The sequence below is a fragment of the Archangium gephyra genome, assembly GCF_042230915.1.
Lineage (GTDB): Bacteria > Myxococcota > Myxococcia > Myxococcales > Myxococcaceae > Archangium > Archangium gephyra_B.
In genome coordinates this window covers 4893897-4919089 of the sequence record NZ_CP102578.1, presented here as the reverse complement: position 1 = coordinate 4919089, position 25193 = coordinate 4893897, and the positions used below count along the sequence as shown (strand labels likewise).

Annotated in this window: 15 protein-coding genes and 1 pseudogene; 5 read left to right on the top strand and 11 right to left on the bottom strand. The window is 71.0% G+C overall.

Features of this window, described 5'->3' with window-relative positions:
* Positions 1-88: 88 nt before the first annotated feature.
* The 3 genes from NR798_RS19510 to NR798_RS19500 form a co-directional block, all read right to left on the bottom strand.
* Positions 89-376: a hypothetical protein gene (locus NR798_RS19510; RefSeq protein ID WP_375772992.1), complete on the bottom strand. Its 288-nt coding sequence runs from the start codon at positions 374-376 to the stop codon at positions 89-91.
* Positions 377-570: 194 nt separating this feature from the next.
* Entirely contained in the window at positions 571-1758 is a 1188-nt protein-coding gene (locus NR798_RS19505) for a cytochrome P450 (RefSeq protein WP_375772991.1), read from the bottom strand.
* Between the two features lie 49 nt (positions 1759-1807).
* Positions 1808-3049, bottom strand: a complete 1242-nt coding sequence (locus NR798_RS19500; RefSeq protein ID WP_375772990.1) for a tetratricopeptide repeat protein — start codon at positions 3047-3049, stop codon at positions 1808-1810.
* A gap of 142 nt (positions 3050-3191) precedes the next feature.
* On the opposite strand from NR798_RS19500, the gene NR798_RS19495 reads away from it, so the two are divergent.
* Positions 3192-5774, top strand: coding sequence for a DEAD/DEAH box helicase (locus NR798_RS19495; RefSeq protein WP_375772989.1), 2583 nt, complete (start codon positions 3192-3194; stop codon positions 5772-5774).
* 4 nt (positions 5775-5778) lie between these two features.
* On the opposite strand, the gene NR798_RS19490 is transcribed toward NR798_RS19495, so the two are convergent.
* From NR798_RS19490 to NR798_RS19470, 5 genes and pseudogenes are all read right to left on the bottom strand, one after another.
* On the bottom strand, positions 5779-9891 hold the full coding sequence (locus NR798_RS19490; RefSeq protein ID WP_375772988.1) for a protein kinase: 4113 nt from the start codon (positions 9889-9891) through the stop codon (positions 5779-5781).
* A gap of 201 nt (positions 9892-10092) precedes the next feature.
* Complete coding sequence (locus tag NR798_RS19485; protein WP_375773792.1) at positions 10093-10707, bottom strand: 3-oxoacid CoA-transferase subunit B; 615 nt, start codon at positions 10705-10707, stop codon at positions 10093-10095.
* Between the two features lie 36 nt (positions 10708-10743).
* Positions 10744-11439, bottom strand: a pseudogene (locus NR798_RS19480) (CoA transferase subunit A); the annotation flags it as partial.
* Between the two features lie 166 nt (positions 11440-11605).
* Positions 11606-13378, bottom strand: coding sequence for an ELWxxDGT repeat protein (locus NR798_RS19475; protein ID WP_375772987.1), 1773 nt, complete (start codon positions 13376-13378; stop codon positions 11606-11608).
* Positions 13379-13491: 113 nt separating this feature from the next.
* A complete protein-coding gene (locus NR798_RS19470; RefSeq protein ID WP_375772986.1) occupies positions 13492-16359 on the bottom strand; it encodes an immunoglobulin-like domain-containing protein in 2868 nt (955 codons plus the stop codon).
* Between the two features lie 490 nt (positions 16360-16849).
* Here NR798_RS19470 and NR798_RS19465 point away from each other — a divergent pair, with 490 nt between their 5' ends.
* Positions 16850-17890, top strand: a complete 1041-nt coding sequence (locus NR798_RS19465) for an agmatinase family protein (protein ID WP_375772985.1) — start codon at positions 16850-16852, stop codon at positions 17888-17890.
* A gap of 95 nt (positions 17891-17985) precedes the next feature.
* Here the strand turns inward: NR798_RS19465 and NR798_RS19460 are convergent, their stop codons facing one another.
* Entirely contained in the window at positions 17986-18984 is a 999-nt protein-coding gene (locus tag NR798_RS19460) for an ATP-binding protein (protein ID WP_375772984.1), read from the bottom strand.
* 172 nt (positions 18985-19156) lie between these two features.
* On the opposite strand from NR798_RS19460, the gene NR798_RS19455 reads away from it, so the two are divergent.
* The 3 genes from NR798_RS19455 (at position 19157) to NR798_RS19445 (ending at position 23375) form a co-directional block, all read left to right on the top strand.
* A complete protein-coding gene (locus NR798_RS19455) occupies positions 19157-20434 on the top strand; it encodes a trypsin-like peptidase domain-containing protein (protein ID WP_375772983.1) in 1278 nt (425 codons plus the stop codon).
* Positions 20435-20505: 71 nt separating this feature from the next.
* Positions 20506-22647, top strand: a complete 2142-nt coding sequence (locus NR798_RS19450) for a protein kinase (protein ID WP_375772982.1) — start codon at positions 20506-20508, stop codon at positions 22645-22647.
* Between the two features lie 26 nt (positions 22648-22673).
* Positions 22674-23375 (top strand): hypothetical protein, encoded by a 702-nt coding sequence (locus tag NR798_RS19445; RefSeq protein ID WP_375772981.1) that lies wholly within the window; start codon positions 22674-22676, stop codon positions 23373-23375.
* Positions 23376-23397: 22 nt separating this feature from the next.
* Here the strand turns inward: NR798_RS19445 and NR798_RS19440 are convergent, their stop codons facing one another.
* On the bottom strand, positions 23398-24741 hold the full coding sequence (locus NR798_RS19440) for a hypothetical protein (RefSeq protein WP_375772980.1): 1344 nt from the start codon (positions 24739-24741) through the stop codon (positions 23398-23400).
* Positions 24742-24796: 55 nt separating this feature from the next.
* Complete coding sequence (locus NR798_RS19435; protein ID WP_375772979.1) at positions 24797-25183, bottom strand: VOC family protein; 387 nt, start codon at positions 25181-25183, stop codon at positions 24797-24799.
* Positions 25184-25193 lie beyond the last annotated feature (10 nt).

The window sequence follows — 25193 nt, the reverse complement described above, 5'->3', positions numbered from 1 at the left end:
CCCAACCACCCCATAGTGGACCGGGCCGGATGTGGGCAGTGGCGCATGAGTCCCAGATTGTAGGAGTACGCCACCGCGCTGCCCGCCCTCACGAGCCAGGCTCCCGAAGACGCGCCTTCCAATTGCCATAGAGCGCATGGCACTCGGAAAGAGGCACCCGGCGGCCGTCCCCCGTCACCCATCCACCGCACCGCCCAGCGAGAAAGAGGAGATCGGCGATCTCCTCATTGAAGAGAGGCCGGAAGAGCTCCGGGTCTCCCAGGGCGGCCCCCGTGGCCACAGCATCCCAGACGATGAACTCGAGACCGTCCAACCATCCGGCGGCGAAGGTACTGGACGAGAGCTCGGCGAGGTACTCCCCAAGTAGTGCGCACACGTCCGGCGCCTCCCCGAGCGAAGAGGCCCCTGCCCGCATCAAGGCCACCTGTACGTCGGCTCGCCCCTTGGCCCGAGCGACATCCAAAGGGAGTTGCCCCGATGACGAGCGCTCACCCAGCAGGTGTGGCTGGGCCGCGGCGATCGCGCGCACTTCCGCGGTCCTGCCATCCAGAATCGCCTGGAGCAGCGGGTTCATGACCGGGCGGGGATGAGCTCCACCGGCAGCGCCTCGGGCCCGTGGATGGTGAACCCGGACAGCCACTGCACCTCCGGCGAGCGCAGCCGCAGGCCACTGATTCGCGAGACGAGCGCCTCCAGGCCGAGCCGCGCCTCCAGCCGGGCCAGTTGCGCGCCCAGGCAGAAGTGCACCCCGTACCCGAAGGACAGGTGCTGCGTGGCCTTGTCCCGCCCGGGAAGGAAGCGCTCCGGCTGCTCGAACACCCGCTCGTCCCGGTTGGCCGACCCCACCAGCCCCAGCACCAGGCTCCCCGCCGGCACCTTCGTCCCCGACAGCTCCACGTCCTGCACCGCCAGGCGGAAGCTCAGCTGCGTGGGCGGCTCGTAGCGCAGCACCTCCTCGATGAAGCGCGGGATGTGCGTCTTGTCCGCCCGCATCCGCTCCAGCTGCTCGGGATGCCGCGCCAGCATCAGCACCGAGTTGCCGAGCAGCTGCGTCGTCGTCTCCATCCCCGCCGGCAGCAGCAGGAAGAGGAAGGACAGGAACTGCTCATCCGTGAGCTTCTGCCCCTCCACCTCCGCCTGGAGCAAGTCACTCACCATGTCCTCGCCCGGCTGGCGGCGGCGCGCCTGGATGACCTCCGACAGGTAGTCCTTCATCTCCCGCACCGTGGCCCGGACCGCCTCGTACTGCTCGGGCGTCCTCGCGGAGGAGATCAGCCCCATGTTCGTGGACCACCGCTTGAACTCCGAGAAGGTGCTCGGGTCCAGGCCCAGCATCGCGCCGATGATGTCGCGCGGCAGCACGAAGGTGAAGGCATCCACCAGCTCCACCTCGCCCTGGCGCACGGCGGCCTCCGCCAGCGCCTCGCTCACCTTCCGGACCTGGGCCTCCAGCCGGGCCATCCCCGCAGGGCCAAAGGCCCGGGTGACCAGCGCGCGCAGCGGCGTGTGGCGCGGCGGATCCATCGAGAGCATCGACTGGGCGACCGGGTTGGGCCCCAGCCAGGCCGGCTCCGCGGTGACGGCGAGCGCCTCGGACGAGAAGCACCGCGGATCCTTCAGGATGGCGGCCGCATCCTCGTAGCGGGCCGCCGCGTAGGCGCCAAAGGGCTCCACGCGGCACAGCCCGGGCTCGCTCCGCATCTTCGCGAACAGGGCGGGGCGATCGGACATGGTGAGGCCGGGGGGCGAACAGGTCATACGTCTGCAAGGTGTCCTCCTGGAAGGAAGGGAGCCCGGGGCGGTGACCCTACTCGAAGCGCTCTCTGATGGCACTGCAAGCCCGGACATCCCCGCGGTCGCAGGCCTTCTCATACAGCTCGGCGGCGCGGCGCTCGTCCTTCCGCACTCCGCGGCCCTCCTCGTAGAGCGAGCCGAGCTCGTAGCAACCGACGCGCTTCTCGCCCGCGCAGACCTTCTCGAACAGCGCGGCGGCACGGCGCTCGTCCTTCCGCACTCCGCGGCCCTCCCTGTAGAGAAAGCCGAGACGGTAGCAACCCACGGTCTCCGTTTCCTTGCAGGTCTTCTCATACAGCGCGGCGGCGCGGCGCTCGTCCTTCCGCACTCCGCGGCCCTCCTCGAGGAGGATGCCGAGACTGAAGCAACCGACGGTCTCCCCACCCTTGCAGGCCTTCTCATACAGCGCGGCGGCGCGTTTCACATCCGAGGAGACCGCGCCGCCCTGCTCGTGGAGATCGCCAAGCTTGTAACAACCCCAGGCCTCCCCACCCTCGCAGGCCTGCTCATACAGCGCGGCGGCATGGCGCCCATCCATGCCGACTCCTCTGCCATCCTCGTAGAACCCACCGGCCTCGAGGCACCCCTTGGCCACTCCGCCCTTGCAGGCCCTCTCATACAGCGCGGCGGCACGGCTATCTGCCTGGGGAGCGCCGAGGCCCACCTCGCCGAGACCCAGCGTGTAGAGCAGGCCGAGCTCGAAGCACGCCTGGGCCTTCCCGTCCTCGCAGTCCTTCTTGAACAGCGCCACCTCCCCGGCCTTCTTTTCGAGGAAACGGCAACTCTCGGCGACCCCGCCCTTGCAGGCCTTCTCATGCAGCACCGCGGCGCGGCGCAAATCCTGGAAGTCTCCGAGCCCCTTCACATAGAGCGAGGCAAGGGCCACGCAAGCCATGCCCACTCCGCCCTCGCAGGCCCGCTCATACAGTGCGCCGGCGCGGTGCACGTCCTTGGGAACGCCGAGGCCCTCCTGGTGGAGCAGGCCGAGAGTGAAGCAACCCGCGACCGCCCCGCCCGCGCAGACCTTCTCGAACAGCTCGGCGGCGCGGCGCTCGTCCTTGGGGACTCCCTCTCCCAACATGTAGTGCCTGCCGAGCAACTCACACGCCTCCAGCTTGCCGACCGTGCACGCCTGCATGAGGCGCTCCACCGGCGTCCGCGGCACGGACTGGAGTAACGAGGCCTCCTCGCCTCCCATGGCCCGTCCCCCCAGCACTCCGCTCAGGACGCAAAGCCCCACGCTCAGCCGTGCCACGGTTGCTCTCAAGCCTGTCATGCCACTCCCCCCGGGTATGAACGGGCCGGGAGTATGGCCCCCTTCGGCGGGGGCGCCAATGCCCAACGCTTCGAGAACCTGCTGCTGGAGAGCCTCACCTCCCGTCCATAGATTGATCGGCGTGCGCACGCCGATCGACCGCCACCTGCCGCCCGACCACGACGCCTTCGTCTCCGCCGAGCCACCGACGGGGCGCCTCATCGTCATCGCCCCCACGCGCGCGGCGTGTGAAACCATCGAGCTCGCGCTCGGGCTGCGCCTGGAGACCTGGCTCGAGACACACCACGGGCCCCGGGTGCGCGAGCTGGCGCGCGCGGGCCAGGGCTTCGGCATCGTCGCCGGGACCGGGACCGGCAAGACGCTCGCCATCCGGCTCATCGCCGAGGAGATCGTCGGCCAGGGAGGTGCCTCCCCCCTCCGGGTGGGCGTGGTGAACCGCGAGCGCGAGGCGACGCCCGACACGCCCACCTGGAACGTCATCATCGTGACGACCGGCATCGCGCGGCGCTGGTTCCAGAACGGCGACATCCTCCCGCACGACACCCTCGTCATCGACGAGATCCACCAGACGTCGGCGGAGCTGGAACTCTGCCTCGCGCTCGGCAAGCGCGTGGGCTGCCGCTTCATCTGGCTCTCCGCCACCGTGGATCCGGCGCTCTACGCGCGCTATCTCGGCAGCGCCGAGGTGCTCCAGGTCCAGGCGTTCGATCCGAAGAAGGTGGCCACCGTCGTGGTCCAGAACAGGCCACCGCTCGCCTTCCTGGACGAGGCCTTCCTGCTGGCCGTGGAGAAGGAGCAACGCGGGGTGGGCGTCTTCCTCCCCACGCGGGCGGCCGTCGAGCAGGCGGCCCTGTACGTCCGCAACCGCTGGCCGGGCATCCACGCGGCGCACTACCACGGCGGCGAGCCCATCCGCGCCATCCGGCCCTTCCTCGAGGGGACGGCGCCCCGGCCCTTCCTGCTCGCCATGACGGCCGCGGGACAGAGCGCGCTCAACGTGCAGGGGCTCGACACCATCGTCATCGATGACACTCGCTTCGCCAACCTCGTCGAGCGCGGGCGCAACGTGCTCACGCGCGTCCACCTCGGAAACAACGAGCTGCTCCAGATGGCCGGGCGCGTGCACGGCCGCGTCGAGGGCGGGCGCATCTTCATCCTGAGCAACCGGGACATCGACTTCTTCGCGCTCCGTCCGACGGAGCCCGAGTTCCAGCTCGCGGGAGATCCCGAGCGCGTGGCGCTCACCGCAGCCGCCCTCGGGGTCCGGGCCGATGCGTTGGCGCTCCCCGTGCCGCTCGACCGCGCCGCCTACCAGCGCGTGTTCCAGCTGCTGCGGGAGCGCAACATCATCGACGCGCACGGAAGGCTCTCGTCCTACGGCCGTGCCGTCGAGGCGCTCCCGGTGGAGCGGACGTGGGCGGAGCTGATCGTCAACGCGGAGGACGCGCTCCTCCCCTACCTCGCCGTGTGCAGCGCCATCGAGTCGCTCCACCGCATGACGCGCGAGGAGCGCGACCTGGAGGGGGTGCTGGTCCCCGGGAGCGATCACCTCACCGCCTACAACCTCTACGCCGACGCGTACCGCGAGGCGGGCTCCATCGGCGAGGTGTACGGGCTCCCACGCCACCTGTTCCACGCGGAGAAGATGGAGCGCTGGGCCGAGCGGCGCGGCGTGCTGGTGAAGGCCGTCGAGGACGCGGCGCTGGTGATGGCGGCCGTCTACCGGAGCCTGCGCGCCGAGCTGCCCGAGCACCTGCCCTTCGTGGACGACGGCGTGCACCGCCGCTTCGCCGACCTGCTCGCGTGCTTCATGCCCTTCGATCTCACCCTCGACGAACAGACGGCCCGGGGCGAGCAGGCCCGCGTCTCGAAGACGAGCGTGTGCGGAAGCTTTGGCGCTGTCGCGGGGACGCTCCGCTACTTCGCCGACCGCTCCGGCACCGCGCACGCGTCCATCGAGGGCACGCAACTCCCACTCGAGCTGCTGCGGAAGTACGGGCGCCGCACCGAGGCCGGCGTCACCTACGACACGTTCCACCTGTCGCTCGTCCTGGAGTGGCACGTGGAGTACGCCGGCTTCGAGCTGGAGCGCGAGGTGGAGGTGCTCGCCGCGTGGGGGCCGGAGCTGGCCGACCGCGCACGGCGGGCGCTCGCCGAGGCGATGGCGAGTGGTGAGGCGGAGCACCCAGCGGTGCGCCGCAACCAGCCGGCCATCGACGAGGTGCGCGAGCTGTGGCGCCGCTCGGGCGGACGCACGACGAAGCTCGGGGTGCCGGAGCTGACCGCCCTCTACGAGGCCCAGCTCGAGGGGGTCACCACGATGGACGAGTTCCTCGCGCGCCCGCTGGCGCTCGACCTGGACGCGCTGGTGCCGCTCGAGGTCCGCGAGCAGCTCCTGTCATTGCCGGACGGGGTGTTCATCCGGGACCGCGAGGTGGCGCTGGACTACGAGGTGGAGCAGGACGAGGCGGGAGAGCCCGTGGGGGTGGTCCGGCTCGATCTGCCGGAGAAGCTCGCGCGCACGCTCGTGGAGGAGGAGCTTCCGTTGTTCGACCGGCCGGTGCGCTTCGTCGTGGGCCGCGGCCGGCGCGGCGCCTTGCACGCGGACACCCTGCTCGAGCTGCAGGATCAGCTGGACATGCCGTGGATGCCCGACGAGCTCGAGGACGCACGGGGCAAGGGGCCCCGGCGCCCGAGGCGCTGAGCGCTCAGGGGCTGGCGGCTCCCCATGACCGCGCCTCGCCTCGCGACAGCTCGTCCCGGAGCGCCCGCGCCTCCTGGAGGTCGACGCACTCCCTGTCCGGCGCGAACCCGGCACACGCCCGCTCCATCATCCGCCGCGCCACCTCCACCTGCCCCCTGTCCCGCAACAGGCGGCACAGGCTCACCGTCGCACGCAGCTCCAGCAGGGCCGCCCCCTGCGCACGCGCCACCGCGAGGGCGCGGACGAAGCTGGAGCCCGCCTCCTCTTCCCGTCCCGCCCGCCTCAGGCACTCGCCCCGGACCCGGTGCAGCAAGACCTCGAAACCGAACTCCCCCATCGCCGCGCTCTCGGCCAGCGCTTCATCAATCGCCGCCAACGCCTCCTGGACCTGCCCCAGCGCCAACCGGGCCTGCGCGATGAAGCTCAGGCAGGAGGAGATTCCGTTACGAACGCCCCGCGCGCGCCAGGACTCGAGGACACCCTGCGCGAGTGCGAGGCCTTCCAGCGGTTGCCCCAGTTCGGCCAGGGCTCTTGCCCGGACGAGCGTCGCCCACGTGCTCCAGATCACGAATCTGCGCTCGCTCGCGAACGTGAGGGCCCGGTCCACCAGCGACAAGGCCCCCTGTGCATCCCGGCGAACCAGGCGGGCCACGGCCACATACACTTGCGTGGAGCCCAGCGAGTAGGGATGACCGGCACGGCCGGCCAGCTCCAGCGCCTCCCGGGCCCGGCGCCGCGACTCCTCGATCCGGCCGAGCACCGCATGCACGATGGCGCTCTCGGCCCGCGCCATCATCCAGGGATCAATCCCGTAGCGCATGGCCAGCGCCCGGTGCTCCTCGAGGGAAGGCTCCGGGCGGCCCAGGACGCGCGCCAGCTCCCGCGCGGCTTCCCCCGGCCGCCCCCAGGCGAAGAGGATGACCGCGCTCATCACGTCGCCCAGGCTCCGCAGCTCCAACTGCCCGTGGCGCTGCCCCAGGTCCACGAGCCGCTCCGCCAGCTCCTTTGCCCGGTGGTACTCGGAGCGTCCCCGGTAATAGGCGAAGAGGGCCCACAAGGGCAGGTCGAGCCGGGGCAACGCCTCGCCCACCAGGCAGAGGAGCTCCCAGACACGGGCGAACATCCGCTCCGTTCCGGGCGAGCCGTAGCCCTGCACCTGCAGCATCGCGAGGCCCAGGTCCATGCGGATCTCCAGCTCCCGCTGGAGGCGCGGCGCGTCATCCGTCAGGACGGGCAACAGCTCCAGCGCCCGGGTCAGATGAGCCAGCGACTCGGGGCTGTCCTGACGCTCGCGGGCGAGCCGTCCGGCCCGCGCCCAGTAGCCGATGGCCCGCGCGTGCTCCCCGGCCTGGGTGAGGTGGTGCGCGAGCGCCTCCGGCCTCGACTCCACCAGCGCGGGGAAGTGCATCTCCACCATCGCCGCGACGCGCCGGTGGGTGCGCCGCAGCGTGCTCCGGGACTGGGACTGGTACGCGGCCTTCTGGAAGAGCGCGTGCCGGAACTGGTACTCCGGCCCGGGCAGTCCTTCCCGCTCCCTCGGGCTGATGAGTCCCGCCTCCACCAGCCCGGCGATGTCGCGCTGCACGGTGGCATCATCGCGCTCCGACAGCAGGGCCAGCAGATGGGCACAGAAGATCCGCCCCACCACCGCGCCCAGCCGCGCCAGGGCCTTCTGGCGCGAGGGCAGCATGTCCAGCCGGGCCAGCAGCAGCTCGTGCAGGGTGAGTGGGATGGACGCCACCTCCCCGCCCGCCACCACCATGCGCGTCATCTCCTCGATGAAGAGCGGGATGCCATCCGTCCTCCCCACCAGCGCCTGGACCGTCTCCTCCGGCAGCGCGCGCTCCCGGGCCACCTTCCGCACCAGGTCCGCGGCGAGCCCGGCCGGCAGCCGCTCCAACACCAGCCGGTGGATCCGCTCACTCCGGGGCCAGTCCGGCTGGAACTCCGGACGGGCGCTCAGGACGAGGAGGAGCCGCGCCTTCCCCACGCGCTCCAGGAGGACGCCCAACAGCTCGAGCAGGGAGGAGTCCGCCCAGTGCAGATCCTCGATGACCAGGAGATCCGGCGGGGCATCACACGGACAGCGCATGAGCATGCACACCAGGGACTCGAAGGTCTTCTCCTTGCGCCGCTCGGGCGTGAGCTGGAGCACCGGGGAGCCCTCGGCCACGGGCAACTCCAGCAACAGGCCCAGCAGCTCCCCGTCCTCCCGGGACAGACCCAGCGCCCGCAGCCGCGCCTCCAGCTTCTCCAGGCGCAGCGCGGGAGGATCCTCCGGGCGGATGCCCACCGCCACGTGAAGCATCTCGCGGATGGGGTGCAGGGCCTGGGTGCTGAACCGGGACCAGCACTGCACCCGGATCAGGTGGGAGGACTCCGCCACGCGCTCGCACAGCGCCTGGATGAGGCGCGATTTGCCGAGGCCCGCCTCACCGCTCACCAGGACGGCGGCCCCCTGCCCCCGCCGCGCCTCTTCCCAGAGCCCCAGGAGCCGCCCCAGCTCGTGCTCCCGCCCCACCAGCGGCGAGAGCCGTCCGGCCTCGTGCGTCCGCTCGAACCGGGAAGCCACCTCCCGCTCCCCCAGCACGCGGTGCGTCTCCAGGCTCACGCTTCCCGACAGCCCCTCGAAGGTGCGGGCGCCGAGCGGCTCGGCCTGGAAGGCGCCCCGCACGAGCGTCCACGTCGTGCCGCTGATGAGCACCTGCCCCGGCCCGGCCTGATGCGCGAGCCACGCGGCCAGCTTGGGGGCCTCGCCCTGGAGCCGCGGGCCCACCGCCATCAGCTCCGTGTGCACGCCGCCGCGCACGAACAGGCCGGAGAGGGGCAGGTGCGGCAGCCTGCGCACCAGCGTGTCCCGCAGCTCCCGGGTGAGCTGGAGCCCCGTGCGCACCGCGCGCTCCGAGTCATCCTCCCGGCCCCGCGTCCAGCCGAAGCCCGCGAGCACCTCGCCGCCCATGGACAGGGCCACGAAGCCCCCCTGCCGCTCGATGAGCTCCACGCTGGCCTCGTGGAAGGCCTGCTCCAGCTCGCCCATGTCCTCCGCATCGAGCGCCGCGCCGCCCTCGGAGAGCCCCGCGAGCTGGCAGGACATCAGCGTCACCTGGCGCCGCTGGGGCTCGGCGGCGGGCTTGCGTGCCTCGCGCAGCTCGCGCACCTCCTGCAGCAGCTCCAGCGCCGAGGCGAAACGCCGGGCCGGCTCCTTCGCCAGCGCGGTGGCCAGCAGCACCGCCACCTGCCGCGGCACCTCTGGATGGCGTACGCGCACCGGGGGCGCGGGCTCCGGCGACGTCACCCGCTCGCGCAGCTCCGCGAGCGTGGCACCCTGGAAGGGCAGCTCCCCGGTGAGCAGCTCGTACAACACCACGCCCGCCGCCCAGATGTCGGTGCGCGCGTCCTGCGGCTCGCCCCGCCACTGCTCCGGCGCCATGTAGGCCGGCGTGCCTCCGGCGGGCGGGAGCCCGGAGCGGACCGGCTCCAGGGCCAGGTGCGACAGGCCGAAGTCCAGCAGCTTCACCGTCCCTTCCCGGGTGAGGAAGACATTGCCGGGCTTGAGGTCGCGGTGGACGATGCCCCGCTCGTGCGCATGCGCCAGGCCCGCGGCGATGGCCTCGAGCAGCTCCAGCGCGCGCCGCGGCCCGGGACGCTCACGCGCCAGCAGCCCGGCGAGCGACTCGCCCTCCAGGCACTCCATCACCAGGAAGGGCACCCGGGCACCGCCGGGCGTGGGACTCCACTCCGCCACGTCGAAGATGCGGACGATGTTCTCGTGGTCGAGCCGGGCCACGGCCCGCGCCTCCGCGAGCGCCAGCTCCTCGAGGCCAGGGCGGGGCAGCAGGAACTTGAGCGCCACCTCCCGCCGCAGCGTTGCGTCCCGCGCGCGGAACACCTGCCCCATGCCCCCACGGCCCATCGGCTCGAGGATCTCGAAGCGCCTGCCCTCCGGGCCGCCGAGCCGCTGCCCGGGGACCGGTAGCCGTGAGGCCGGCTCCACCTGGAGCACTTCCTTCAGGAAGGAGTCCGCGGACCCGGAGGCCGGCTGGGAGAACGCGGAGGACGGGCGCCCGCCCGTGCCCAACCACGCATCCATGTCCTCCCACGGGGCATCCTTGCTCATCTCATCCTCCCGGGCCTCTTCACGTGCGGACTCCTCCATGGAGGAAGGGAGGCACGTCCCCGGAAGTGAAGGGGCGCGGTGGCCCCGCGAGGCCCAAAGGCCGCTCACCGGGGAGGCAGGCGGAGGCGGACCGCGGATGGCGAGAGCCGCCGGCGAGGACCCCACCGGCGGCTTCATTCCAGCGCTATCGAGCCACCCGGCTCAGAGTGCCACGCGGAACGACGCGTCCGTCTTCGCCTTCACCTCGTCGAGCGTGACGCCGGGGTGCAGTTCCTTGAGGACCAGCCCCTGCCCGGGGATGATCTCGAACACGCACAGGTCGGTGATCAGCAGGTTGACCACGCCCTTGCCCGTGATGGGCAGCGTGCACTGCTTGAGTACCTTGGACGCGCCCTTCGCGGTGTGCTCCATCAGCACCACCACGCGCTTCACGCCGGAGACCAGGTCCATCGCCCCGCCGGGCCCCTTCACCATCTTGCCCGGCACCATCCAGTTGGCGAGGTCACCGTTCTCGGCCACCTCCAGGCCACCGAGGATCGACAGGTCCACGTGCCCGCCGCGGATCATCCCGAACGAGTCCGCGCTGGAGAAGAAGCTCGAGCCCGGCAGCGTGGTGATGGTCTGCTTGCCGGCGTTGATGAGGTCCGCGTCCACCTGCTCCTCGGTCGGGAAGGGGCCGATGCCCAGCAGGCCGTTCTCCGACTGCAGCGTGACGTTGATGCCCGGCGGGATGTGGTTCGCCACCAGCGTGGGGATGCCGATGCCGAGATTCACGTAGTAGCCGTCCCGCAGCTCCTGCGCGGCGCGCTTCGCCATCTGCTCGCGGATGGGAGAGTCCTTCTTGGACGCGGCCGCGCCCTGCACCGTGCGGAACTCGATGCGCTTCTCGTACTTCGCCCCCTGGATGATGCGGTCCACGAAGATGCCCGGCGTGTGGATCTGATCCGGCTCCAGCTCGCCCACCTCGACCAGCTGCTCCACCTCGGCCACGCACACCTTGCCGCAGGTGGCGATCATCGGGTTGAAGTTGCGCGACGTCTTCCGGTAGACGAGGTTGCCCGCCTTGTCGCCCTTCCACGCCTTGACGATGGACACGTCGGCGCGAATGGCCTCCTCCAGCACGTACTCGCGGCCGTCGAAGGCGCGGGTGTCCTTGCCCTCGGCGAGCAGCGTGCCGTAGGCGGTGCGCGTGTAGAAGCCGGGGATGCCGGCGCCGCCCGCGCGGAACTTCTCCGCCAGCGTGCCCTGCGGCACCAGCTGCAGCTCGAGCTCCTTGGCCAGCACCTGCCGCTCGAACTCCTTGTTCTCGCCCACGTAGGAGGCGATGACCTTCTTGACCTGCCGCTTGTTGAGCAGCACGCCCATGCCGAACCCGTCCACACCGGCGTTGTTGCCGGCGATGGTCAGGTTCTTGATGCCCGAGTCGGCTACGACGGCGATCAGGTTCTCGGGAATGCCGCACAGGCCAAAGCCACCCGCGGCGATGGTCATGCCGTCCTTCAACAGCCCGTCCAGGGCCGACTTCGCGTCCGCGTACACCTTGCTCATGTTCGACTGACTCCTTGTGACCCTCGAGGTGCCCCTCGAGGCGATTCCCGGGCGCCACCTTACCCGGAATGTCCCTCCGCTCCGGAGCACAACCAGCGCCCCGGGTGAAGGGACAGGGGGACGGGTGGAGTCCCGGCCCGCCCCCCGCTCGTCCCGGCTCCGGAAATCAGCTCGGGGAGCCCGGCTGTCTCCGCCGGGCCAGCGCGAGGGCGAGCACGCCCAGCACCCAGAGGGCCGTGGTGCCTCCGGAGCTGGAGCTACAACCACACCCGCCCTCCTCCTCGGGCCCGGAGGAGATGGACCGGACCTTGACGGCGAAGGAGCAGGTCCCCTGGTTGCCCGCGGCATCCGTGGCGGTGACGGTCACCTCGGTGTCCCCCACGGGGAAGGTCCCGCCGGAGGGGGTGCTGTAGCTGAGCGTGGGAGAGGGGCTGGCATCCGTCGCCGTCGCGGGCGGGTAGCTCACGCTGGCGCCCTCGGGCCCCGTGGCGCTGATCTGCACGTCCGCCGGGCACACGACGGCCGGAGGGGTGCAGTCCCCGAGCAGCGGCCGCCCGAAGGAGTAGAGCTCCGCGCCCGTGCCGCTCTCGTCGGCCACGAAGAAGACGTTGGTACCCACGACGGTCAGGGAGCGCGGCAGGGAGGAGGCCGCGCCGGGCGTCAGGTCCACGACCTGCTGGGTCCCCGCTTCGGTGCCATCGCTCTTCCACAGCTCGCGGCCCGTGGTGCCGTCGTCGGCGACGAAGAGCAGCGTGTCTCCCACCGCCGTCAGCTGGTCCGGCAGCGAGCCGTTGCTCCCGGGCTGCACATCCTTGAGCTGCCGGGTTCCCGCTTCGGTGCCATCGCTCAGCCACAGCTCGCGGCCCCCGAGGCCATCGTCGGCGCTGAAGAAGAGCTTCCCGGCGACGTTCACGAGGTTGCTGGGACGCGAGCCCGAGGTGCCCGTGCGGAGGTCCTTCACCAGGACGGTGCCGGCCTCGGTGCCGTCGCTCTTCCACAGCTCCGGACCATGCGTCCCATCGTCGGCCCGGAAGAACAGGGTGCTGCCCACGGCCCGGAGCTGGTCGGGGACGGCGTGGGCCGCGTCCGGGTGGATGGCCTTGACCTGGAAGGTGCCGGGCTCCGTCCCATCGCTCACCCAGAGGTTGGCGCTGCTGACGCCGTCACTGGCCGTGAAGAAGAGCTTCCCGCCCGCGGCCGTCAGGTCCGAGGGCAGCGAGCCGGCGCTCCCCGGGGCGATGTCCTTCACCTGGACGGTGCCGGCCTCGGTGCCATCGCTCTTCCACAGCTCCACGCCCTGCGTGCCGCCATTGGCCCGGAAGAACAAGGTGTCACCCACCCCCATCAGCGCCGTCGCGGAGGAGCCGGAGGCCCCCGGCTGGAGGTCCTTCACCAGGACGGTGCCGGCCTCGGTGCCATCGCTCTTCCACAACTCCTGGCCGCGGCTCCCATCGTCGGCGACGAAGTAGAGCTGCTCCTTCATCACCTTCACCGAGGACACGGAGGAGCTGGAGGTGCCCGGCCGGAGGTCCTTCACCAGAACGGTGCCGGCCTCGGTGCCATCGCTCTTCCACAACTCCTGGCCGTGGCTCCCATCGTCGGCGACGAAGTAGAGCGTCCCGCCAATCGAGATGAAGGAGGAGGGATTGGAGCTGGCCGCTCCCGAGGAGATGTCCTTGAGCTGGTACGTCCCCGCGGCCGTCCCGTCGCTCCTCCAGAGCTCGGTGCCGTGGGCGCCATCATTCGCGGCGTAGAAGAGCAGCTCGCCCATCTGGAGCAACGAAGAAGGCGCCGAGCCCGTGGCGCCGGGAGCCACATCCTCGACCTGGAGGGCCGGGCGGCACACGGAGCTCGTGGCCGCCAGCGCGGAGCCGGAGCCCACCCCGAGCAGCGCCAGGGGCATGGAGAACAGGAAGGCAGTACGTCGTCCGAAGAGCACGTGTCGCTCCTTGAAAATTGAAGAGGAAGTGTTGTCCGCCAAAAACGCGAAGAGAGCGGCCAGGTTCCAGTGCTCCGGAACCCAACCGCCCTCCTCGATGCTTTGCTGCTGTTCTAGCGCGTCACGAGGACGGGCGAGGCCGTCACCGTGTAGCCAGCGTTGGCTCCGTCATCCACGGCGACGCTGCCGGACATGTCGTGCGGCACCGCGAAGAAGCAGGTGGACTGCGTCTTGTTGCCGGCGGCGTCCAGCACCTGGAAGTTCACGCCGTACACCCGGCCGTTGCCCTTGCCCTGCCGCTCCGCGCGCAGCTCGAACGAGCTGGCCCCGGAGATGACGATGTCCTCCATCGTGTGGCCATCGCCCGAGCCGATCTCGTCCTCGGGCTCATCGCTGTAGATGGAGGTGATGGTGCCCATCGTGTCGATGCTCGCCGACGCGTCGCACTGGTCCGCCATGGACGCGCAGTCGGACAGCTTGAAGGGCTGCATCTTGTGGTTGGGCGGCCACATCTCGACGGGAGCCTTCACCGTCACCACCGGGCTGGTGGTGTCCACCACCGTGATGGTCCGCGACTGGCTGGCCGTGTGGCCCGCGCCGTCCGCCACGGAGTAGCCCAGCGTGTACGAGCCCACCGTGCCCGTGTCGACGCTGCCGGAGATGGCGATCGCGCTCGTCAGGTCGCCGTAGCACGCATCGGCCGCCGTGGCGCCCGGCTCGACATAGGTGTCCTGGCCGCACTCGAGCCGCATGACGGGCGCGCCCTGCAGCGCGAGCGTGGGCGGCAGGCTGTCCTGCGTCTGCACCGCGCGCACCGCCGAGCTGGAGTTGCCGGAGGGATCGGCCACGCCGTACGTCACGGAGTAGCTGCCCTCGACGCCCGCGTTGACGCCGGAGCTGTCGATGACGAGCGCCCCGCTCAGGTCGCCCGCGCAGAGGTCAGCGGCCGTGGCACCGGCCTCGGCGTAGGTGGAGACACCGCACTCCAGCCGGACCGGGTTCTCCCCCAGCAGGCTGATGGCGGGGGCCAGCGTGTCGGAGACCTGGACGGCGCGCCCGGTGGAGGCGGCGTTGCCGGACGGGTCCACCGCGCTGTAGCTCAGGGAGTAGGAGCCGGGAGCGCCGCTGTTGACCGAGCCCGAGACGGTCACGGGCAGGGGCCCCACGCACGCGTCGGAGGCGGTGGCGCCCGGGTCGAGGAACGGCGAGCCGCACTCCAGCCCCATGCTGGCCGGGCCGTTGAGCGCGAGGGCGGGAGCCAGCGTGTCGGAGACCTGGACGGAGCGCGAGGCGGAGCTGCTGTTGCCGGAGGGGTCGGTCGCGCTGTAGTGCACCGTGTAGGAGCCGGGAGCGCCGCTGTTGACCGAGCCCGAGGTGCTCACCGGCACGGACCCCACGCAGGCGTCGCTGGCCGTGGCACCCGGCTCCGCGTACGAGGAGCCGCACTCGAGCGACTCGCTGCTCGCACCGATGACCGTGATGCTGGGCGCCAGCGTGTCGGAGACGTTCACCGTGCGGCTGACCGGGGACGCGCTCTGGCCCTGGGGATCCGTCACGTTGTAGGTGAGCACGTAGCTGCCCACGGCGTTGGAGTCCACCGAGCCGCTGCGGACGATCGAGCCCGTCAGGTTGCCATCGCACACATCATTCGCCGTGGCACCCGGGTCGCTATACGGCGAGCGGCACTCCAGGGACTGGGTGGCCGGGCCATTGAGAGACAGGGTGGGGGCCACATCCGGCAGCAGGTTGACGGTCACGCTGTCGGGCTCCGAGAACATGGAGCCATCGCTGACGACGAGCGAGAAGGTGTGGCTGCCCAGGGGCAGCGAGAGGGACGGCGCGCCAGCGGTGCTGACCACCGAGCTGCCGTTGGACCAGGAGTACGTCAGCGGCGAGCCCTCCGGATCCGAGGAAGCGGTGCCATTGAGGCTGATGGTGTGCACCGAGCCCGGAACCAGGCACTGGAGCGTCTGATCCGGCCCCGCGTTCGCGGTGGGCTGGCCATTGACGGGGGGAAGCTCGATGCCTCCCACGTCCCCGAAGGCGAAGATGAACGTGTGGGGCGCACCCGTGGTCATGCCGTAGGTACCCTCCGGGACCCCCCACGAGCTGGTGTAGTCCCCTGTCCCATCCCAGTTCGACTGGCCAAAGGAATACACCTCGGCCTTGGCGGCCACCAGCGCGTCGTAGGCCGCGGACTCGGTCCCCGCCGCGCCGTAGAAGATCTTGAACTTGACCTTGCCGCCCGGAGCGACCGAGCCGAACTGGAAGTCGAACAGCGCGCCATGATCGCTGGGCCCCCGGTCGACGAAGTCTCCCTCCCCCAGGATGGGGTAGCGCGACCCGAGCGGATCCGTGGACAAGAAGCCGTTGTCGTTAGCGTAGCGCAAATTGGTCGCGGTCGCGGTCCCCTGGATGGTGACATACTCGCTGAAGGTGTTCGGCGAGATGTCCCAGTCCATGGCGCGCGTGTAGCGCACGTCCGCGAGGGTGATGTCGGAGACGTTCTCGATGGTCACCAGCACCTGGTACAGGTTGGGCGTCTTCGGCGAGGGCATGAACTCATGGGTGACGCGGATGTCGCCGCCCACGCGCACGACCGACTTCGCCTCCGTGGCGGTGGAGTCGAAGCTCTCGACGACCATGTTGAACTGGCCACCCTGGGCCAGGTTGGCCCAGCCGGTGACTCCCGTCGCGGCGTCCGCCACGCCCCAGCCCTCGCAGAGGCAGCCGGGCGCGGTGGCCTCCCCCCCCGTGGGGAGGTAGCGGACACCGACCGTCGTCGTGCTGCTCGAGCCCGTTGAAGGCACATCGCCCGGCACGTTGAGCGCGCCGTTCGCGTTGACACCGAGCTGCACCACTCCATTGCTGATGATGGCGGGACCCGCGATGCCCTGCGCCGCGACGTCTCCCTTCTTCTGCGCCTGCTGCGCGGCCTTCGTGCCACCCTCGCGCGCCTCATCGAGGGCGCGCTGGTTCATGGGATGGATGCCCTCATCCGTACCGGGCTGGGCCTTGATCGACGGCGGTGCGCCTCCAGGAACATCCCCGGCGTCACCACAGGCCCAGAGGGCCGTCAGGCAAAGACAAAGAATCCTGCGACTCAATCCCTTCATTTATTTTCCCCCTCAGCTCTTGCGACTTCATCGGCTCGCGGCGGAGCGGGCGCAATCGAGCGCAGCCGCTCTCCGCGTCAACAGCAGGGCACAATTATCATGAGAGGAGAAGGACGGGTAGCAATACTTCACAGGCCGAGAAAGAATTCGGGCGATTTTGTATGTGTTAAATCACTGCTCTCCCTTCTCTCTCCGTGTGCTTGTTTTTCGGGCCTTGGGATGTGTGCCCATGCGGTGCCGTTACACATACACCCGCACCGTGTGTCTGCCTTCACACCACAAAAGGGGCCAGGGGGGAGTGTCCGGGCGCAGAGGACCGTTGCGTCGCGCACACGGCCCCTTATCCTCCGCCCCCATGCCTGCCGCCTTCGATCCCAGCGCCGCCGCGTCTCCCGACTCCGGCATCTTCGGCCTCCCCCACTCCCCCGACGAGGCCCACGTCGTCCTCATCCCCGTCCCCTTCGAGGCCACCACCAGCTACGGCGGTGGAACCTCCGACGGCCCCTCCGCCGTGCTCGAGGCCAGCCGCCAGGTGGACCTCTTCGACGTCGAGACCGGCCGCCCCTATGAGCGCGGCATCGCCCTGCTCCCCGAGCCCGCCCAGTGGCGCGACTGGAACTCCCGCGCCAAGCAGCGCGCCGTTCCCATCATCGAGGCCGGCGGCATCGACCACGCCAACGCCGAGCTCCTGGCCGCCTCCACCGAGGTCAATCAGCTCTGCGAGCAGCTCCACGACGCCGTCTACCGCACCGCCAAGGAGTGGCTCGACAAGGGCAAGCGCGTGGGCGCCGTGGGCGGAGATCACTCCATCTCCTACGGCATCATCCGCGCCCACGCCGAGAAGTACCCCGGCCTCGGCGTCCTCCACCTCGACGCCCACGCCGACCTGCGCGACGCCTACGAGGGCTTCACCTGGTCCCACGCCTCCATCATGCACAACGTCATGGAGCGCATCCCCGGCGTGAAGTCGCTCGTCCAGGTCGCCATCCGCGACATGAGCGAGGACGAGCACCGCTACATCGCCGCCTCCAACGGCCGCGTCCGCGCCTTCTTCGACTCCCACATCAACCACCAGCGCTTCGACGGCATCCCCTGGAACCGCCAGGTCGATGCCATGCTCGAGGGCCTCCCCCAGCACGTCTACCTGTCCTTCGATATCGACGGGCTCGACCCCACCCTCTGCCCCCACACCGGCACCCCCGTCCCCGGCGGCCTCTCCTTCCCCGAGGCCGTCGCCCTCATCTCCGGCGTCGTCCGCTCCGGCCGCACCATCGTCGGATTCGATCTCACCGAGGTCGCTCCCGATCCCGAGGGCGGTGAGTGGGATGGCAACGTGGGCGCGCGCCTGCTCTACAAGATGATCGGCTGGATGCTGAAGTCCGAGCAGCGCAAGTAGGGCTCACCGAGGGGAACTCGCGGCCCGAGATACCCTCACCCCGACCCTCTCCCGAAGGGAGAGGGGAGGTTGGGGGAGGTTGGGGCTCGTGGGGCTCAGATCCTCGGCAGCATCACGCTCAACGTCGTGCCCTGCCCCTTCTTCGACTCCACCGAGAGCCCGCCGCCATGCAGCCGCGCCAGCTCCGCGGCGATGTAGAGCCCCAGCCCCGCTCCCGCTCCAAACGGCTCGAACAGCTGCCGCAACTCCTCGTCCGAGATGCCCGGGCCTCCATCCTTCACCCGGATCGTCACCAGCGAGGGCGTGGACTCCAGCTCCACCCTCACCACGCCTCCGTGCCGCACCGCCTGGCCCAGCAGCCCGTCCAGCACCCGGCGCAGCCGCTCTGGATCGAACCGTGTCTCCACCGGCCCCGCGGGCACCGCCACCTCCCACCTCACCCCGGGCTGCTTCTGCTTCCACTGCTCCAGCTTCTGGCGCAGCAGCACCCCCACGTCCGCCACCACCGGCACCACCACCACCGTGCGCGCCGCCAGGTGCGCCGCCTCCTGGAACTGCCTCGTCAGCTCCTCCAGCGTCCTCAGCTGCGCGCCGAGCGTCTCCAGCGCCCCTCCCTCCGCCCTCCCATCCACCCTCAGCCGCTCCACCTGCGCCCTCGCCGTGGACAGCGGACCCTCGAAGCCCTTCACCACCCAGTCCCCCAACCCCTCCATCGCCGATGCCCCCTCCAGCGGCTTCGGCCTCGGCGCCTCCTCCAGCGCCTTGCGGATCAACGTCTCGAAGTCCGTGATCTCGAAGGGTTTATGGAGGAAGGCGTGCGCCTCGGGCGCACCATGTGGGAGAACCGCGCTCAACAGGATGATAGGCACGCGGCCGAGGACCTCGTCGCCCTTCAGCTTGCGACAGAGATCCACGCCACTCAGGCGAGGCATCATGTGGTCCGTGACCACCAGATTCGGACGGCGCGCCCGCGCGAGGTCCCACGCTTCCTCGCCATCACGTGCCTGGATCACATCGTGCCCCAGGTCCTCGACGACCTGGCTCAGCACCTCGAGCACCGCGGGCTCATCGTCCGCTACAAGGACGAGACTCATGGGCCCATTCCATTCAACCCGGGACCTGTCCGCCAGTCCGATGGCTGGGAATGCCCGCGCTGCTGCGGAGTTCCCGACAGTCAGGGCGTCACGGACCCGACAGTGCAAATCCGCAGAGGGAGGACTTGACGTGAAGAACCCAGTGAGCCGGTGGGGACTGCTGCTCGCCGTAATGTTGGCTTTCACTCCCAGCACCAGCGCCCGCGCCGACGCGGCCCGGCGCCGCAATGAAGTCGTCGAGGTGGTGCAGAAGGTGTCCCCCGCCGTCGTCTTCATCGGCACCGAGAGCGAGGAGGAGTCCCCCTTCCGCGGGCGCCGCTCGATGATGGAGGACTTCTTCGGGGGGGCGCCGCAGCGCCAGCGCCAGCAGGGCCTGGGCAGCGGCGTCATCGTGGATCCCAACGGCACCATCATCACCAACGACCACGTCATCCGCGGCGCCTCCGCCATCCACGTGGTGCTGGCCGACGGGCGTGAGCTGGAGGCCGAGGTCATCGGCAGCGACGCCAACAACGACCTGGCCGTGCTCAAGGTGAGCTCCAAGCAGCCCCTGCCCGCGGCGAAGCTGGGCACCACCTCGGACCTGATGATCGGCGAGACGGTCATCGCCATCGGCAGCCCCCTGGGGCTGAGCAAGACGGTGACGTCCGGCGTGGTGAGCGCCACCGGCCGCACCCTCAAGACGGACGGGAAGACGTACAACGACTTCATCCAGACGGACGCGGCCATCAACCCGGGCAACTCGGGCGGGCCGCTGCTCAACGTGGACGGCGATGTCATCGGCATCAACACCGCCATCATCGCCAGCGCCCAGGGCATCGGCTTCGCCATCCCCGCGGACAAGGTGCGCCGGATCATGGACGAGCTCACCCGCTTCGGAAAGGTGCGCCCCTCCTGGGTAGGCATCGAGGTGCAGCCGCTGTCGCCCCGGCTCGCCCGGCAGCTCGGGTGGGACCGCACCTATGGCGTCATCGTCAGCGACGTGGAGCCGGGCAGCCCCGCCGAGCAGGCGGGCGTGCGCCGCGGTGACGTGCTCGCCGAGATGGGCGGCTCGCGCATCTCCGACGCCGAGGACTACGTCATCCGCGCCCGGGGCTACCCCGCCCGCGCCGCCTTCCCGCTCGTCCTCTTCCGCGAGGGCGGCCAGCGCACCCTCCAGGTGATGCCCGTGGAGTTCCCCCCCCAGCTCGTGGAGGCCCTCGGGTGGAACCGGCTGGGACTGCGGGTGAAGCCCACCCGCGGCGCCATGACCGTCCAGGCGGTGCGCCCCGGCTCGGCGGCCGACGAGGTGGGCCTGGAGCCGGGAGATCTCATCGTCCGCATCAACAACCAGCCCGTGGCCGAGCCCGCCTCCTTCCAGGAGGCCCTCCTGTCCGCCCGGGGCACCCGGAGCGTGCTGCTGCTCGTGCGGCGCGGCCGCTACGGCTACCACGTCACCCTGCCCTTCTAGGCGGGGGAGGGCCTCCCGGGCGGGGACCCCTAGCGGTTCCCGGGCCTGGGCCTGCTAGCATGGGGGCCTCCATGAGTCAGGTTCGCTATCACCCGCTCGGGCCCCTGCTGGCTGGCGAGGGCTCTCGTGCCTTCCTCGGGCTGGCGCTCGCGGAAGGTGCCCCTCCCCAGCCAGTGGTGCTGGTCTGGGCACCTCCCGACGTCACCCGGGACTCGGAGCTGTCCGTCCAGCTGCAGCGCGAGACGCAGCGCGCCGCCGTGCTGGAGCACCCCAACATCCTGCGCGTCCACGGGCTGGTGCCCCTGGAGGCGGGACTGGCCCGCATCACCGAGTTCGCCGACGGCGAGTCGCTGCGCCGGGTGCTGGAGGTGCGCCCGCGCATCCCCCCCGCCTTCGCCGCGCTGATCGTCTCGGACGTGGCCATGGGCGTGCACTACGCGCACCTGGCCGGCAACGATGACGGTACCCCGCTCGTCCACGGAGACCTGCGCCCGGAGACCGTCATGGTCTCCTTCAGCGGGGTGTGCAAGGTGACGGGCTACGGGGCCCTCAACGTCGCCCCGCGCGAGCGCAACGGCCGCCGCGTGCGCAACCGCCGCAACTACAGCGCCCCCGAGCAGCTCATGGGCGGCCGCGAGGCCGTCACCGCCCGCACCGACGTGTTCCTCCTGGGCCTGCTGCTGCACGAGTGCCTCTCGGGGCGCATGCCCTTCCAGGACGCGCAGGACTCGGACCAGGCCGTCCTCAACCGCCAGCTGCCGCCCCTGCCCTCCGACGTCCCGCGCGGCCTGGCCGAGGTGGTGCGCATCTCCACCTCCAAGCGCGGCAACGAGCGCTATGCCACCGCCCTCGAGTTCCGCGAGGCCGTGGTGGCCGCCGTCGAGGGGCTCCCCTCCGCGGAGACCTTCTCCGAGTTCCTCGTCCAGCTCTTCCCGCCTGACCGGGACGCGCGCGCCACCCGGCGGCAGATGCTGGAGATCGGCCTGGCGGACGTGGCCCGCCGCACGCGCCCCTCCGGCAACACCGCCACCGTCGCCCCCACCCGCCCCATCACCGGCAGCATCCCCCCCGTCGTCCTCGACGAGGCGACGCAGAACGCCGACGCCGAGTTCCAGGACGTCCCCTTCGAGCAGGATGACGAGGTGGCCCTGGACTCGGTGATGGAGCTCACCGGCCGCCACTCCCGTCCCGGCGTGGCCGCCCCCCTGCCCCCGCGGGAGGAGGCCCGCGCTCCAGCGCTCGAGGAGGAGCCCCGCACGCCCCCCCTCGCCGAGGCGCCCCGCACGCTTCCTCCGGACGCGCCCGAGGAGCCCCTCACGCCCCCCTCCCGCCAGGCCGCCCCCGCGCGCTCCGCCAAGGCCGAGGAAGTGGACGACGCGCCCGCTCCCAGGAAGCGGCGCTCGCGCCTGCCCCTGCTCGCCGGTGCCCTGGTGGCCACCGCCGCGGCCGCCGCCGGTGGTTTCTTCGTGTGGAACCCGCAGCAGCAGGCCCGGGAGAACCTCGCCCAGGCCGCGCCCAAGCCGCCCCCCGCCGTGACTCCGGCCCCGGCTCCGGCGGAGACCGCGGGGCCAGCCCTGGCCGCCACCGAGGGCGGAACGGCCGTGGCCACCCCGCAGCCCGCTCCGCCCGTGCAGGAGGGAGACCCGGGGACGCCCCCGGCCCAGGGCGTGGTGCCCGCCGTGGCCCTCGCCGGAGGGACCCCTCCGTCCGGGCCGGAAGGCTCCGTGGTGCCCGCCTCGGGGACGCTCCCCGCCACCCCGCCCGCTTCCGCCGGCACCGAGGCGCCCGCGGCCCCCACCCCCCAGACGCCCGTGGTGACCACCCGGCTCCAGCTGCTCGTCATGCCGCCCGTGGAGGTGGCACTCGATGGCAAGCGGCTCGGCAAGACGCCGCTCCTGGTGCCGCTGGCGCCCGGCCCCTACACGCTGGAGCTGAGCAACAAGACCAAGGGCGTGCGCACCACCCGCGCCGTCACCGTCCGGCCCCAGGGCACGACGAAACAGCGCATCCTCCTGGGCAGGGGCACCGTGCTGGTGCGCGCCCCGGCCGGCTCGCGCATCTTCCTCAACGGGCGCAAGGCGGGTCCCAAGCTGACGCTCTACGAGGGCGAGCACCAGCTCGTCGTCACCACCGGCAAGGCCCGCTGGGAGAAGTCCTTCCGGCTCGAGCCCCGCCAGCGCGTGACGTTCGACGTGGCGCATGAGACACCGTGACGTCAAACCAACCTGGAGGGGAAACGATGCAGGGAAGAATCACCATGCTGTGCCTGGCCTCGCTGCTGACGGTGACGTCCGCGCGGGCCCAGGAGGCCCAGCCGTCCGCCACGGAGACCCCGGCGGCGCCCACCGCGCCCCGGCTCAACCGCTTGCAGGGCGTGGGCGACATCGACGCGCGCGCGGTGTTCAACGCGGACATCGTGCTGGCCTTCGTCGACGTGGGCGTGGGCGTGGACGTGGGCGTGCTGCAGCTGGGCCCGGGCGTGCTGGCCATCGGCGGTGAGTTCCAGGTCGGTGCCTGTGTCTCCGCCTGCCTCCTGCTCAACACGCTCACCGGCTACAGCTGGAGCCACCTGTTCTACTCGCCGCACGCGCGCGCCACCTACCACTTCCTGCCGAGCAGCTCGGCCGGCCTGGAGAAGGTGGACCTCTACGGCCTGGCGCTCGTGGGCGCCACCATCACCACCACCCGCGTGGCCGGTTCCACCTCGGGCACGGACTTCGAGTACGTGGGCAGCGACGTGGGCCCCTCGGTGGGCCTGGGCGTCGGCGGCAAGTACTTCTTCAGCGACAAGCTCTTCTTCGGCGCCGAGGGCCGCCTGCGCTACTCGGCCGGCGAGTACACCTACACCGCCCGGGCCGGCAACGTGAGCATCTCCGACTCCCAGTCCGCCTGGAGCCTGAGCGGCTTCAACGTGCAGCTCTTCGCCGGCCTGCGCCTCTGAGCAGCCCCGGACTCCGGCCGGCTCACGCGCTCTTGCGGCGCCGGATCATCGCCTCGTACGAGCGGTTGACGCCCTGCGAGAGGATGAGCAACTCGCCCACGTCGGGCGGGGTGAGCTGGCCGGGCCCGTTGTCCACGTACAGCAGGTGCACCAGCTTGCCGCGCACCAGCAGCGGGAGGATGACGGCCGTCGTCGGGTAGTCCCCGCCCAGCAGCTTGTAGAAGAGGCCCGAGGCCGCGTCCCGGCGCACCGGGCCCACGTAGTGCGAGCACGTGTCCCGCACCAGCCGGAAGGTGCTCGGCGCCTGCAGGCCAATGCCGATGCGCTTCACCGCGGCCTCGCGCACCCCCTGCCCCATGCCGCGCCAGCCCGTCACCAGGTTGCCCTGGACGCTCAACAACAGGCTGCGCTTCCACTTGCCCAGCGCGAAGCGCAGCACCGTCGTGGCCACCTGCTCGCGATCCAGGCTGCGCCCCAGCTCCGCCTGGGCCTCGGCGAAGGTGAGCGGCGTGGGCGGCGGCTCCGGCGCCACCGCCACCGGCGGGCGAGGCCGCACCGAGGCCACCGGGGGCGGCGCCGCGACAGGAGGCGGCGGACGCGGCCTCGGCGGCGCCACCGGCGGAGCGGCGGGCACCTGCGGCGGCGCCTCGTCCAGCACCAGCGCCTCCGGTACGAGCAGCTCCGGCAGCTCCAGCGGCGGCAGCTCCACTGGCGCCTCCGTCACGTACCCCTCGACGATCGGCGCTGGCGCCTCCTCCTCCACCAGTTCCACCAGCTCCAACACCGGCTCCGCCCCCACGGGCGCGCCCCCGCCGGTGAGCGCCTGCGCGTAGAGCGATTGGAACTCCTCCTCGCTCATCAGATCCGCGGACTTCTCCGCCGCCTTCTCCGCCTCCTGCTGCGCGCGCGAGGGCCGCACCGCGTTCATGTCGATGGCCCGCATCGCCCGGAACGCCTTGCAGTAGCGCCGCTGCAGCTGGTTCATCCGGAACTCGGGGATGACCACCGGCACCACGCGCTTGCCCGTCTTGAAGGCCAGCGCGTCCAGCGTCTCGATGTCCTCGGGGTTGATGACCGCCACGCTCATCCGCGTGGCGTCCACCCGCATCGGCAGGTAGTCCTTCTCGTCCGCCTCGTTCAGGTCCACCAGCTCCAGCGCCCGGGGATCCGGAACCATCTCGCCCGAGGCGGACGCCACGTTGTGCTGCTTGCCAAGCAACCGGGCCAGCTCCTGCTCGGACAGCAGCCCCAGCTCGACGAGGTTCGTCCCGAGCCGCCCGCCATGAACGACCTGGGACTCGAGCGCCTCCTCCAGCGCCTCGGGGGTGACGACGTTTTCCTGAAGGAGCAGTTCGCCCAGACGCATGAGGCCACGGCTTGTAGCCGCCCCCCACCGCCTTCCGCAAGGCGCGCCTGAGCCCTCAGTCCTCCGGGTGGTGACTGAGCGCCACCCGGTTGCCCTCGGGGTCCCGGACGTACACCGTCCACCGCGTCTCGTGCTCCAGCGCCACCCCCGCCCGGGCCAGGGCCTCCACCGCCCCGGCCCGCCCCGCCCTGGCAATGCGGAAGGCCAGCAGGAAGAGCCCCGGTTGCTCGTGGCGGAAGGGGCCGGGCTCCGGCTCCCCCGACACCTCCTCCAGTGCCAGGAAACCGCCCCCCGGCACCCCTACCCAGATGCTGCGCAATGAGCCGTCCGGCCGGTGATGCCGTTTGAGCTCGGAGAAGCCCAACACATCCCGGTAGAAGGCCGTGACCCGCTCCACGTCCCGAACCTGGATGGCCAGATGATGGAAGCCCTGAACGTCCATGGCTCCAATG